This is a genomic window from Streptomyces sp. HNM0574 (assembly GCF_012726235.1).
Taxonomy (GTDB): domain Bacteria; phylum Actinomycetota; class Actinomycetes; order Streptomycetales; family Streptomycetaceae; genus Streptomyces.
In genome coordinates this window covers 53350-66597 of record NZ_JAASAH010000001.1, presented here as the reverse complement: position 1 = coordinate 66597, position 13248 = coordinate 53350, and the positions used below count along the sequence as shown (strand labels likewise).

The following is a 13248-nucleotide window of genomic DNA, read 5'->3' as shown; positions in this document are numbered from 1 at the left end:
CGCCGGTCGGGCACCGGTCAGACCCCGTGCAGCGGATTGGGCACGGTGCCGTGCACCGCGGCGTGCGGCCGCTCGGCGCGGTCGCGGTAGCCGTCCAGGTGGAGCCGGTTCCGGTTGAGGCAGAGCCGCTCGATGCGCGGGGTGAGCAGGTCGAAGGTCTCGAAGCGGTTCTTCAGCTCGGGGAAGCGGGCGTGGTAGCGCTCGGTCTCGGCCCGTACGAGTGACCAGAACTCGTCCTCGGGGACGCCGAGTTGGTCCTCGCAGCGGGGGGCGAGGTAGCGGAAGACGCCGACGAAGAGCCCGGAGTGGATGAACTGGGTGAGGAACTCGGGCGGCTCGGTCAGCAGCACCTCGCGCACGTCCCGCGGCATGTCCGCGAGCTCGGGCAGCGGGCCCGAGGTGATGTTCACGTCGTCCACGAAGTCCTTCACCGCCAGCCGTACGGGGACGTCCCGCTCGTCGAAGACGACGATGGCGTTCTCGCCGTGCGGGGAGAAGACGGTGCCGTAGCGGTAGAGGAAGTGGAGCAGCGGCGGCAGCAGCGCGGCGAAGAGCCGGCGCAGCCACACCCGGGGCTCCAGTCCGGACCGGCGCACCAGTTCGGCCGTGAAGCAGCGGCCCCGCGCGTCGGTGTGGATGAGCGCCGCCAGGGTGCGCGCGCGCTCCCCCGCGTCGAGCCGCGGGCCGAGCGGTTCGCGCCAGATGCAGCCCAGCAGTTCGCGGTACTGGTACGGCACCTCGGGCAGCGCGTCGTAGACGGGGTGGGGCACCGCGACGGAGGCGACCTCGCCGAGCAGCACGACCCGGCACTCGTCCCGCAGGTAAGGGTCCGTATCGCGCAGCCGGTGCACCCAGGAGGTGACGGCGGGCGCGGCCAGCGTCCGCTCCGTGGGCAGGCCGCGCCAGACGAGGGTGTTGAGGACGGACAGCGGCAGCTTGACCGTGTGCCGCTCCGGGCGGCTGGTGTTGAGGAAGGTGCGGATGGACTGCTGCGGCAGACGTGTGTCGCCGTCCTCGCCGAGCGGGACGATCCGCTCGGAGGCGAGTTCGGGGGCGAAGAGCGGGACGATCGTCTCGTCCCACTGCCAGGGGTGGACGGGGAGGAACAGGTAGTCGGCGGGGCGCAGCCCGCGCGCGCGGAGGGTGTCCTCGAAGCGGCTCACCACTCCGGCGCCGAGCTCGGACGCGTAGAGCCGCGCGGGGTCGGAGAGCGCGGGGACGCCCCGGTAGTGGGCCAGTTCGCGGTGGACGGCGATCCAGGGGAGCCGCTGCGGGGTGCGGGCCTCGGGGCTGAAGCGGGCGGCGTCCGAGGCGGAGAAGTTGAGCCGGCCCTTGTTGGCGACGAGCCACGGGTGGCCGGTCTGGTGGCCCTCCAGCGCGGCGTAGTCGAGCTCGGCGAGCCGCTCGGCGGTCAACTCCCCCGCGGCGAGCCGGACATCGGCGGTGAGCGTGGCGGTGAGTTCGCGGATCAGGTGGCCCGTGGTGTCGCCGCTGAGGCCCAGGAGGGTGCGGTGGGCGCGGGTGAGGAAGGCGAAGGGGTCGGCGTCGGCCGGGGTGAGGGAGCCGGGCTGGAGGTGCCAGTGGCCGTAGGCGGTGCGCCGGGCGCGGAAGCGGAGCGTCAGGTCGTCGCTCACCGGCAGCCGGTAGGGACGGAAGGCCCCCGCCTCGTCCGTCCCCTCGGCTGTGTCGTCGTCCGGTTCGGGCGTGAGCAGTTCCTCGTAGGCGAACTCGGCCACCATTTTGGCGAGCAGCCGGTGCGCCGCGGTCCGCCAGGCCGTCCCGTCGAGTCCCTCGGGGACGGACAGTGGGACGGGTGCGGCGGGCGGGACGGGCTCGGCCGGGCCGAAGGGCGCGGAGGGGCCCGGGGTACCGGGCGGGCCTGCGGCAGGGGTCTGGTGCACGGTATGAGCTCCTATTCGGAGGCAGTGACGCGGACGTGGTGCCATGCGGGCTCTCAGAGTGTTGTCCTCAGTTCGCGGTCGCGAACCATCAACGCGGCCAGCTTCTCGGGCAGTTGGACCTCGGAGGCGAAGCGGAACCCGGCGCTCAGAAAAGCCGCGACGGAGGCCGTGTTCCGTACGTCCGGCTCGGCCAGCACGCGGGCGCACTCGGCGCGCCGGTCGAGCACCAGGTCGGCGACGGCGCGCAGCAGCGCCTTCCCCACGCCCCGCCCCCGGTCGGCGGCCGAGCCCAGCAGGACGTGCACGCCGGTGTCGTGCGGGCGCACCGCGCAGTGCCGGGCGAGGGGGTCGAGGTCGGCGCGGTAGATCTCCCAGTAGCTCATCGGGGTGCCGTCGAGGACGCCGAGGCAGGGGACGCTGCGCCCGTCGCCGCGCAGCTGGGCGCGGAGATGCGCCGCCGTGGTCTCCACCGGCCCGGCCAGCTCCCAGAAGGCGGCCACGGCCGGGTCGTTCATCCAGCCCGCGACGAGCGCGGCGTCGCGCTCCTCCTCGACGGGCACCAGCCGCAGCGTGCCGACGGGCGTGGGCCGGGCCGGCCAGTCGGCGACCCGGCCGACCGGCGGCACGGGCGGGGCCGTCGCGCGCCCGGAGGGCCGCGCGCCCGGGAGCACGCCGCCGCCTGCTCCGTACGGGCCGGTCTGCTGCTCTTGCGGGCGCTGCAAGGAATCGCCTCCAGGATGCGACGACGGTGGGCCGGGTGCCCGTACGGGCAGCGGTCAGCAGACGAGCGGGTTGGTGACGTCGACGTACACGGACTGGGTGTCGACGGGGCCGACCAGTTCGTCGAGCCCGTGCAGCCTGGTGAGCAGGTTCGCCTTGCAGTTCAGCGTCGGGGTGTCCAGCAGCAGGGACGGCAGCGGTGAAACCGGGCCTCCGTCCGGGCACTTGGCGGACTTCCGCAGGAAGTCGCGGAACGCGGCCAGCAGCAGCCGCTCGTCCGCGAGGCCCTGGGAGCCGAAGGCGCCGATCAGGCCGAGCACGTTGTTGATGCCCAGGTAGTAGGCGAAGCGTTCGTCGACCACCGCGTCCTCGACGAACGAGTCGCTGGCGACGCCCAGTCGGGCGCCCGGCAGCCTGCGCTCCAGTTCCGCGCGGTGCGAGGTGCGGAAGTAGTAGCCCTGGTTGTCGCGGTACCGGCCGCCCTCGGGCCAGCCCTCCGCGTCGAGCAGGACGACGGTGTTCTGCTGGTGCGCCTCCAGCGCGATGCCCGCGTGCGCGTCCAGCCAGAGCACGGGCCGGACCACGGCGTCCAGGTAGCGCAGGAACCACTCGGCCGACACCTCGGTGACGGGGCGCCGCGTCCGCGCGGACAGCCGCGTCACGACGTCCGCCAGCCGGGAGCGCAGCACGCCCTCCCCGGTGCCGGGCCAGGGGCGCGGCGAGGTCAGCCCGGCGACGCAGACGGCGTCGTCGCCCGGGCCGAAGGGGTTGTGCCGGATGACGGTGTCGAGGCCGGGGACGGGAGTGCCGTCGCGGTCGTCGTCCGCGCCGATCCAGGCGGCGTCCCGGACGATGTCGAAGCCCGGGTGGACGCTCCGCCACTGGGTGGCGAGGCCGCTGCGGAGCAGGCGGTGCACCTCCAGGCCGCGCAGCAGCTCCTTGCGGAGGTTCTCCCGGCGGGAGTTGGTGATGCGCACCCCGAGCGACAGCTTGAGCATCGCGGAGGGCGTGGCCCCGGACTGGAGCACCGTGCGTACGGACGAGGTGGGGTGCCAGGGGTCGCCGCCCTCGCCCAGGTCGCGCAGCAGCCCGAGCTCCAGGAGCCGGGCGGTGCCGGGGCGCTGGCGCAGTTCGCGGGCCTGCCAGGGGTGCAGCGGCAGCGGCACGGTGTCCTCGGGCAGCCGGGCGGTGACCTCCGGGCCCGCGAAGCGGCGGGCCAGCGTCTCGGCCGTGCGGACGCGCCCCTGCTCCGTCCAGGCGGAGTCCTGCGCGAGGACGGTGCGGGAGACCGCCATCCAGTGCAGCGCGAAGGAGGACCGCAACTCCGGGGAGTACACCCGGGCTTCGGCCTCCGACAGGCCCTCGCGGCTCTTCGCCGTGGGGTGCAGCGGGTGGCCCAGCAGGAGGGACTGCTCGGCGTCCAGGAACGGGCCGCACTCCGGACGGCGTCCGGGCTCGGCGCGGCGTGCGGTGAGGAAGGAGGCGGTGCGCTGCACGGAGTCGGCCACCCGTCCGGCCAGTGCCGCGGTCTCGGCGAGGCCCGCTCCCCCGCCGTGCTCGGCGGCGCCCGCGCGGTGTGCCGCCTCGCGCCCGATGAGCGTGGCGACGAGCACGGCGTCGGCCGGGGCCGCGCCCTCGGGGGCGTTCTCCAGCCGGGGCGGGCCGAAGCGGTGCCAGCCGGTGTCCGACCAGTGGCGTACGGGGACGAGCAGGGCCGTGCCCGCGGCGTCGAGGGGGAGGCGGAGCCGTCCGTTCTCGGGGCGCGGGCCGTCGTTCTCGCGGATCCAGCAGCGCAGCAGGTTCTCGGTGGTGGCCGCGTCGGCGGCGGCCGCGGTGTCCGGGTGCTCCAGGGGGTCGCGGTCAACGTCCCCGCCGGCAGGCGTGGTTGAGGCGGTTCCGGGCGCCGGGTGCGCACCGTCGTCATCCGGCCAGTCGGTGCTCCCGGCCGCCGGCGGCGTCCCCTCGTTCCCGTCCTCGGTGGTGTCCGTCCGGCGCTCGCCGGCCGCCGCGGTCCCCCGGGCCGGTTCCGGCGCGTCGCGCCGTGACTGCCGCGGCACGCCTTGGTCGATGAGCCGGGCGAGCCGGCTGCGGACCGGGCTCTTGGTGGTGCCCTCGGCTGCGGAGCGCGCGTTCACGGATGTCTCCCTCTGGTGGTGTCCCTCGGCCCGCTCTGCCGGCGCGCCCCTGTCCCCCGTCCGTACCAACGAAGCCGGGCCCGCGGGATCACGGGCCCGTCGGGGGCGAAGGGAAAACGGCCGGAACCGTCGACCCTGGTGCGGGTGTCCCTCCCCTCACCGGGCATAGTGGGGTCCGCCTCACTCCGGCGAGGTGCATGACAAGAACGCGTGCTCGACGAACCAGTTCAGGGGGAGTTCATCCATGTCAGCCACTGCCAGACCCGCGCGGCGCCGCCGCCCAGCGCTGGCCACGGCCGCCGTCGCAGCCGTCCTCGCGGTGACGGCGACCGCCTGCGGTCCGGAGGCGGAGGGTCCCGCTGACGACAAGCCCAGCGCTTCGGAGACGAGCGCCCAGGAGCCCGGCAAGGACCTGAAGGAGGAGCTCGGGCTGCCGGACAAGCTGCCCAAGGACCTGCCCACCTCCCTCAAGGACCTGGAGGGGTGGCGGAACGGGGAATGGAAGAACTGGAGCAAGGACGACTGGCTCCGCGAGGCCGGGGACTTCATCAACCCGATCATCGACGACCTGTGGGACCCCGACCGGATGAAGGACGCCGACGAGAACGACCGCGAGGTCGACGACTCGGACATCGACGCCGGTGAAAGCGGCGGCGACAACGGCACCGGCGAGGACGAGGGCGTGACCGACCCGACCCCGCCCAAGGTCAGGGCCGAGCAGGTCCGCACGCCGTACACGCGGAACGCGGCCCCCGTCGGCAAGGTGTTCATGGACACCCCGAAGGGCTCCATGGTCTGCTCCGGCACCGTCGTGAAGGACCCGGCCAACCCCGGCAGGTCCAACCTCGTTGCCACCGCGGGCCATTGCGTGCACGCCGGCTCCTCCGGCGGCTGGTTCCGCAACGTCGTGTTCGTCCCGCACTACAACCCGGACGGCCTGCCCGACTCCCGGCTCGCCGACGCGCAGCAGCAGGACGTCGCTCCGCACGGCGTGTGGTGGGCGCAGTACGCGCAGACCACGGACCACTGGATCAAGAACGGCTCCCAGTCCGGGGGCAACGGGGCGCCGCAGGACTTCGCCATGATGAAGGTGAAGCCGGAGAACGGCTCGGGCAAGTCCCTGGAGGAGACCGTCGGCAAGGCCGCCGACATCAACTTCAACACCCCGCGGGTGAAGGGCATTTCGACCCTCACGCCCACCGGCTACCCGGCGGCCCCGCCGTTCGACGGCGCGAAGATGTACCAGTGCACGGGCAAGCCGGGACGCGTCACGCTCGACCCGCAGCAGCCCACCATGTACCGCGTCGGCTGCACCATGACGGGCGGCTCCTCCGGCGGCGGCTGGTTCGGCCCGGGCGGGGACGAGCTGCTGTCGGTGACCTCGGTCGGCCCCGTCACGGGCGGCTGGCTCGCGGGCCCGCGCCTCGGTGACGAGGCCAAGGGCGTCTTCGAGACCGTCAGCAAGAAGTGAGGCGACGGGGCCGCGCATCCCGCGCGGCCCCGCGCACAACGGACGAACAGCGGGCCGTGACCGGCCCCGACGCGCCCGGCACGCACCGCCGTGCCGGGCGCGTCCGCGCGTCACGGCCCGCCACAGGGGGCACTTCGCATGACATCCGTATCCCGAGGCCGCCGGGTGACCGCGGCGGCCGCCGCGGTCGCGGCACTGACCCTGACCGCGACCGCCTGCCAGGGCACGGAGGACCGGGCGAGCCCGGGGGCGGCCGACTCCCGTGGCCCCGGCGGCAGTCCGTCGGCGGACGGGCCCGGCCTGCCCGACAGGCTGCCCGAGGATCTGCCCACGTCCCTCAAGGACCTGGAGGGGTGGCGGAACGGGGAGTGGAAGAACTGGAGCCGGGACGACTGGCTCCGCGAGGCCGGGGACTTCGTCAACCCGTACCTCAAGGACCACTGGAAGCCCGGCCGGATGAAGGAGGCCGAGGACAACCGGAAGAAGGTCCCGGCCGACGTGGCCACGGCGTACGGGGACGGCGGCACGGACCCGGCACCGCGCGCGGTGCGGGCCGAGGGCGTGCGCACCCCGTACACCCGGACCGCGGCCCCGGCGGGCAAGATCTTCATGGACACCCCGGACGGCCCGATGGTCTGCTCCGGCACCGTCGTGCGGGACCCGCGCCGCCCCGGCAGGTCCAACCTCGTGGCCACCGCGGGACATTGCGTGCACTCCGGCGCCTCCGGCGGCTGGCTGCGCAACATCATGTTCGTGCCCGCCTACAACAACACCGGCCTCTCCCCCGCCCGCATCCGCGACGCGGCACCGCAGGACGTCGCCCCGTACGGACAGTGGTGGAGCGACTGGGTGCAGACCACCGACCACTGGATCGCCAAGGGCGCCAAGTCCGGCGGCGGGGGCGCCCAGCAGGACTTCGCCGTGCTGCACGTGCGGCCGGAGAACGGCTCGGGCAGGTCCCTGGAGGAGACCGTCGGCAACGCCGTACGCGTCAACTTCCGCGCCCCGCGCCCCGACGGCCTCGCCGGCGTCACCACCTACGGCTACCCGCAGGCCGCGCCGTACGACGGGGCGCGGATGTACAGCTGCACCGGCAGGCCGGGCGAGCTGACGATGGACGCGTCGCAGCCCGGGATGTACCGCGTCGGCTGCACCATGACCGGCGGCTCCTCCGGCGGCGGCTGGCTGGCCCGCGGCAGCGACGGCAGGCCCGAGCTGGTGTCGGTCAACTCCATCGGCCCGGAGCCCGCCACCTGGCTCGCGGGCCCGCGGCTCGGCCCCACGGCCGAGACCGTACTCGACGCCGTCAGCAGGAAGTTCACCTCCCGGCGCTGACCGGCGCACACCCACAGGGCCCGCTCCTCGGCGCGAGGAACGGGCCCTGTCTCGATTCCGGTGCGGTCAGCCGCGCGCGTCCGCCGGCTCGTACCCGCGGAGCTCCGCGGCGAGTTCCTCGTGCACCCGGACCTTCAGGCGGGTGCCCTCGGCGGTGTGCTCCTCGGAGAGGACCTCGCCGTCCGCGTACACCCGGGAGACCAGGCCGCCCTCGGTGTACGGCAGCAGCACCGTCAACTCGACCGAGGGGCGGGGCAGTTCGTCGTCGATGAGCTGCCGCAGCTCCTCGATGCCCTCGCCGGTACGGGCCGAGGTGACCAGCGCGTGCTTCTCCGCGCGCAGCAGCCGCTGGAGCACCAGCGGATCGGCCGCGTCCGCCTTGTTCACCACGACGATCTCGGGGACGTCGGCCGCGCCCACGTCCCGGATCACCTCGCGCACCGAGGCCAGCTGCTCCTCCGGCGCGGGGTGCGAGCCGTCCACCACGTGCACGACGAGATCGGCGTCGGCGACCTCCTCCATGGTGGAGCGGAACGCCTCGACGAGGTGGTGCGGCAGGTGCCGGACGAAGCCGACGGTGTCGGCCAGGGTGTACAGCCGCCCGCTGGGCGTCTCGGCCTTGCGGACCGTCGGGTCGAGGGTGGCGAACAGCGCGTTCTCCACCAGCACGCCCGCGCCCGTGAGGCGGTTGAGCAGCGAGGACTTGCCCGCGTTGGTGTATCCGGCGATGGCGACCGAGGGCACCTTGTGCCGGCGGCGCTCCTGGCGCTTGATCTCGCGGCCGGTCTTCATCTCCGCGATCTCCCGGCGCATCTTCGCCATCTTCTCGCGGATACGGCGCCGGTCCGTCTCGATCTTCGTCTCACCGGGACCACGGGTGGCCATGCCGCCGCCCGCCGAACCGGAGCCACCGCCACCCATCTGACGCGACAGGGACTGACCCCAGCCACGCAGCCGCGGCAGCATGTACTGCATCTGTGCCAGCGCCACCTGGGCCTTGCCCTCACGGGACTTGGCGTGCTGCGCGAAGATGTCGAGGATCAGCGCGGTGCGGTCGACGACCTTGACCTTGACGACGTCCTCGAGGTGGATGAGCTGGCCCGGGCTGAGCTCACCGTCGCACACGACGGTGTCGGCGCCGGTGTCCAGGACGATGTCCCGCAGCTCGTCGGCCTTGCCGGAGCCGATGTAGGTGGCCGGATCCGGCTTGTCGCGCCGCTGCACGACGCCGTCGAGCACCTGCGCACCGGCCGTCTCGGCGAGGGCCGCGAGCTCCGCGAGGGAGTTCTCCGCGTCCTCCGCCGTACCGGACGTCCAGACGCCGACCAGCACCACGCGCTCCAGGCGCAGCTGCCGGTACTCGACCTCGGTGACGTCCTCCAGCTCGGTGGAGAGACCGACGACGCGGCGCAGGGCCGCGCGTTCCGAACGGTCGTACTGCTCGCCGTCACGGCCGCCGTCCGCTTCGTCACCCCAAGCGACGTCCTCTTCCATCAGGGCGTCAGCTCGGCGGCTCGACTCGGTAAGGCGCCGGCCGTTCCGGGGGAGGGAACCCGAAGGAGAGGAGGAGGTCATTGGATCCTTTGCGTAGAAGAAGAATTCCGGACGGGCCCCGGCAGGGGACCGCTGGGGCCGCTCGGGCCCGTACTCCGCGAACGATTCCGCGGCCGGTTTGATTCCCGCCCCGGCACACCGTCCGCACCGGCCCTGTGCCCCGAGATGGTGGCACGGGAACGCGGCACCGGTCACCCGGATTACTGCGGCGGGCCGCCGTACCGGCCGAGTCAGCCGGCGGGCAGCCGCCGCACGCTGCGGGAGACGTCGAAGACCCCGGGCACCCGGCGCATGGCGCGCATCAGCGCGGGCAGCCCGGCGGCGTCGGGGAGCTGGAGCGTGTAGGTGTGCCGTACGCGCTGCTCACGGGGCGGCTCCACGTCCGCGGAGACGACGGCCGCGCCCTGCGCCGCGATGATCTCGGTCAGGTCGGCCAGCAGGTGCTGCCGGCCGAAGGCCTCGGCACGGAGCGTGACCCGGCAGCCCGCCTCCCGCTGCTCCCAGCGCACGCCCACCACGCGGCGGCCGGACTCGCGCATGCTGCCCACCGCAGAGCAGTTCTCCCGGTGCACCGTGACCGTCCCGCCACGCACCGCGAAGCCGGTGACGGCGTCCGGCGGTACGGGCGTGCAGCAGCGCGCGAGCCGCACCACGGCCTCCGGCTCGTCGGTGACGACGGGCGTCGCCTCGGGCCGGGCGCTCTCCGGTGCGGCGCTCTCCGTCCCGGACAGTGCGCCGTTTCCGGCCGCCGGGTCCTCGCCGGTGCGCCGCCCGGCGCGCGGCCCGGCGCCGGTCAACTCGCCCTGCCCGTCGGCGTTCTGCTCGGGGTGGCTCTCCATCCAGTGCCGGATCGCGATGCGGGCCGCGGGGGTGCGGGCGTGGTCCAGCCACTCCGGCGAAGGGCCCGACGGGCTCGTGACGGCGGGCTCCAGGAACAGCTGCACCGCGTCCCCGTCCCGCAGCACCGTCCCGAGCGCGGCCAGCCGGCCGTTGACGCGGGCGCCGATGCAGCGGTGCCCCGCCTCGCCGTAGCGGGCGTAGGCCGCGTCGACGCAGCTGGCACCGGCGGGCAGCGGCAGGGCGCCGCCGCCGGGCGCGGTGGCCGTGCCGGGGGACGCGCAGTAGACGGTGATCTCGCGGTCCTGAGCCAGTTCGTCGCGGAGCTCGCTCCAGAAGGTGTCCGTGTCGGTGGCGTGGCTCTGCCACTCCAGGAGGCGCGAGAGCCAGCCGGGACGCGTCGGGTCGGGCCGCTCCCCGCGCCCCCGCGCGCCCGCTGCCGAAGCGTTTCCCTCGCCCTCGGCGTCGGACTGCGCCGGGGCGTACGGGTTGCCGAGGGCGATCACCCCGGCCTCCGCGACCCGGTGCATCCGCCGCGTACGGACCAGGACTTCGGCCACCCGGCCCCGCTCGTCGGCGAAGGCGGTGTGCAGCGACTGGTACAGGTTGAACTTCGGGACGGCGATGAAGTCCTTGAACTCGGAGATCACCGGCGAGAAGCAGGTGTGCAGCTCGCCCAGCACCGCGTAGCAGTCCGCGTCGTCCTCGACGAGGATCAGCAGCCGCCCGAAGTCGCAGGCGTCCAGCTCCCCGCGTTTGAGGTGCAGCCGGTGCACCGAGACGGTGTGCCGGGGGCGGATGAGGACCTGGGCGGTGATGCCCGTCTCCCGCAGCACCCGGCGCACGTCGGAGGCGATCTCCGTCAGCGGGTCGGCCTCGCGCGCGTGCTCCTGGATCATCGCCCGGGTCCTGGCGTGCTCCTCGGGCATCAGGATCGCGAAGACGAGATCCTCCAGCTCGCTCTTGAGCGCCTGGACGCCCAGCCGCTCGGCGAGGGGGATCAGGACGTCCCGGGTGACCTTCGCGATGCGCTCCTGCTTCTCGGGGCGCATGACGCCGAGGGTGCGCATGTTGTGCAGCCGGTCGGCGAGTTTGATCGACATGACGCGCACGTCGTTGCCCGCGGCCACGAGCATCTTGCGGAAGGTCTCCGGCTCGGCCGCCGCGCCGTAGTCGACCTTCTCCAGCTTGGTGACGCCGTCGACGAGATAGCTGACCTCCTCGCCGAACTCCTCCCGCACCTGCGTGAGCGTCACCTCGGTGTCCTCGACGGTGTCGTGCAGCAGCGAGGCCGTCAACGTCGTGGTCTCGGCGCCCAGTTGGGCCAGCAGCAGGGTCACGGCCAGCGGGTGCGTGATGTACGGCTCCCCGCTCTTGCGCATCTGGCCCCGGTGCGAGGACTCGGCGAGCAGATACGCGCGGCGCAGCGGGCCCAGGTTGGCGCGGGGATGGTGGGCGCGGTGCACCTTGGCGACGTGCTCCATCGCGTGCGGCAGCCCGCCCCGGCGCGAGGGATGCCCCAGCAGGGCCACCCGGCTGAGCTTGCGGAGATTCCTGGCCGCACTCACCTGCGCGCCCCCCGGTGTACGCGCCGGTGTCCGGTGCGCGTCGGGCCGGCCGGCCCGCTCACCCGCTCGCTCATGGGCACCTCCCGCTCATGGACACCCCCGGAAACCGGGAATGTGATGCTACAGACCCCATCACGCACCGCTGACCGGGTCTCGCACACCCTGAACCGGATCACCCGTTCGTGCGATGTTCGGCGCGGTCCCCGGCCCCGGCGTGCGGCTCGTCCCGGCCGAGCCAGTCGGGGTCGATGACACCTTCGGCGACGATCCGCGCGGGACCCGTCATCTCGATCCCGCCGTCCGGCAGTTCCGTGATGACCAGGGTGCCACCGGGCAGATCGACGGTGTACGTGACGGGCTCGCCCGTCTCCGCGGCGACGGCGCCGTCCCGGCGGGCCGCGGCGACCATCACGGCGCAGGCGCCGGTGCCGCAGGACCGGGTCTCGCCCGAGCCGCGCTCGTGCACCCGCAGCGCGACGTGGCGCGGGCCGCGGTCGACGACGAACTCGACGTTCGTCCCGTCCGGGTAGGCGGACGCCGGCTCGACGACGGGCGGCTCGTACAGGCTGCCCGCCTCGTCGAGCCCGGAGACGAAGGCCACCGCGTGCGGGTTGCCCATGTTCACGTGCAGCGCGGGCCAGTTCCGCTCGCCCACGCGCACCGTGACGTCACCGCCGGGCAGCCGCGCGGCGCCCATGGCCACCGTGATGTCGCCGGTCTCCTCGTCCAGGCGCACCCGGCGCACGCCGGCGCGGGTGGCCACCGGGATGTCACCGGGCTTGGCCAGCCCGGCGCGCACCAGGTAGTGGGCGAAGACGCGGACGCCGTTGCCGCACATCTCGGCGACGGAGCCGTCGCCGTTGCGGTAGTCCATGAACCACTCGGCCTCGTCCGCCATCGCGCGGGCCCCGGGCTCCGCGGCGGTCCGCACGACGCGCAGCAGGCCGTCGCCGCCGATGCCCGCACGCCGGTCGCACAGGCGCGCGACGGTCGCGGCGGACAGGGTGAGGTCACCGTCCGCGTCGGGGATGATCACGAAGTCGTTCTCGGTGCCGTGGCCCTTGAGGAACGGCACGGGCTGCGCAGTGGTCACGTTTTCCATCGTAAGGGGGCGTGTCACGGCCTACCTCAGCCGGGCGACGCGCCAGATCGCCAGGGCCACCAGCGTGCCCACGACCAGCGCGTACAGCGCGGCCACCCGCCAGTCGGCCCGGTCGCCCGAGCCCCGCGCGGGCAGCCCGGGCCAGGTGTGGCCGACCCTGCGGGCCGCCATCACGCCCCAGCCGGCGGCGCAGCCGCAGATCAGCAGGCCGAGCATGGAGGCCACCGCGCCGGAGCCGCCGCTCGGCTCGAAGGCCAGCGGGAAGGCGAACATCAGCGAACCGAGCGCGGCCAGGATCACGATGGGCGCGAGCTGCCACAGCCGGAGCTTCCGCTGCGGGCGCAGCTCCTGCGGCTCCTCGGGGGTCTCCTCGACGGTGCCGTCGCCCTCGTCGTCGTGGTGCCCGCCGGCCCGCGCGGAAGCGCTCCCGCCGACGCCTCGGACCGGGGCTTCGCCGGGGACGCCGTGCGCACCGCGCACCCGCGGTCCGTCGCGTACGTCGTCCACGGTGGTCTCTTCGTTGTCACGAGGGCCGGCCTCCATCGCCACCCGCCCTCCCCAATCCGGCTTCACGGCTCGACGATGGTCGATGATGGCACGCCCCGGAGGGCCCCACCGGCCCCCG

9 protein-coding genes are annotated in these 13248 nt (G+C 74.0%); 2 read left to right on the top strand and 7 right to left on the bottom strand.

Translation table 11 applies throughout. The features are described from left to right. Window positions 1-17: 17 nt before the first annotated feature. From HCC30_RS00245 to HCC30_RS00235, 3 genes are all read right to left on the bottom strand, one after another. Window positions 18-1805, bottom strand: coding sequence for an IucA/IucC family siderophore biosynthesis protein (locus tag HCC30_RS00245; protein WP_240979265.1), 1788 nt, complete (start codon window positions 1803-1805; stop codon window positions 18-20). 149 nt (window positions 1806-1954) lie between these two features. Then, the gene (locus tag HCC30_RS00240; RefSeq protein ID WP_346776434.1) at window positions 1955-2623 is read right to left on the bottom strand and encodes a GNAT family N-acetyltransferase; all 669 of its coding nucleotides are present in this window, start codon (window positions 2621-2623) and stop codon (window positions 1955-1957) included. Window positions 2624-2677: 54 nt separating this feature from the next. Next, window positions 2678-4756 (bottom strand): IucA/IucC family protein, encoded by a 2079-nt coding sequence (locus HCC30_RS00235; protein ID WP_346776433.1) that lies wholly within the window; start codon window positions 4754-4756, stop codon window positions 2678-2680. Between the two features lie 244 nt (window positions 4757-5000). On the opposite strand from HCC30_RS00235, the gene HCC30_RS00230 reads away from it, so the two are divergent. Together HCC30_RS00230 and HCC30_RS00225 are read left to right on the top strand one after the other, a co-directional pair. Further along, a complete protein-coding gene (locus HCC30_RS00230) occupies window positions 5001-6227 on the top strand; it encodes a hypothetical protein (protein WP_169439882.1) in 1227 nt (408 codons plus the stop codon). Between the two features lie 138 nt (window positions 6228-6365). Next, window positions 6366-7562, top strand: a complete 1197-nt coding sequence (locus tag HCC30_RS00225; RefSeq protein ID WP_169439881.1) for a hypothetical protein — start codon at window positions 6366-6368, stop codon at window positions 7560-7562. Between the two features lie 66 nt (window positions 7563-7628). On the opposite strand, the gene hflX is transcribed toward HCC30_RS00225, so the two are convergent. The 4 genes from hflX to HCC30_RS00205 form a co-directional block, all read right to left on the bottom strand. Then, complete coding sequence (gene hflX, locus HCC30_RS00220) at window positions 7629-9137, bottom strand: GTPase HflX (protein WP_169439880.1); 1509 nt, start codon at window positions 9135-9137, stop codon at window positions 7629-7631. A 209-nt stretch (window positions 9138-9346) separates the two neighbouring features. Then, window positions 9347-11521, bottom strand: a complete 2175-nt coding sequence (locus tag HCC30_RS00215; protein ID WP_346776432.1) for an HD domain-containing protein — start codon at window positions 11519-11521, stop codon at window positions 9347-9349. Between the two features lie 172 nt (window positions 11522-11693). Continuing rightward, a complete protein-coding gene (gene dapF / locus HCC30_RS00210) occupies window positions 11694-12614 on the bottom strand; it encodes a diaminopimelate epimerase (RefSeq protein WP_169439879.1) in 921 nt (306 codons plus the stop codon). A 30-nt stretch (window positions 12615-12644) separates the two neighbouring features. Then, window positions 12645-13130, bottom strand: coding sequence for a hypothetical protein (locus tag HCC30_RS00205; RefSeq protein WP_346776431.1), 486 nt, complete (start codon window positions 13128-13130; stop codon window positions 12645-12647). Between the last annotated feature and the right edge of the window lie 118 nt (window positions 13131-13248).

Excerpts from the sequence above, each read along its gene's own strand:
- HCC30_RS00225 (WP_169439881.1), top strand. The coding sequence starts at position 6,366 with ATGACATCCGTATCCCGAGGCCGCCGGGTGACCGCGGCGGCCGCCGCG.
- HCC30_RS00230 (WP_169439882.1), top strand. The coding sequence starts at position 5,001 with ATGTCAGCCACTGCCAGACCCGCGCGGCGCCGCCGCCCAGCGCTGGCC.
- hflX (WP_169439880.1), bottom strand. The coding sequence starts at position 9,137 with ATGACCTCCTCCTCTCCTTCGGGTTCCCTCCCCCGGAACGGCCGGCGC.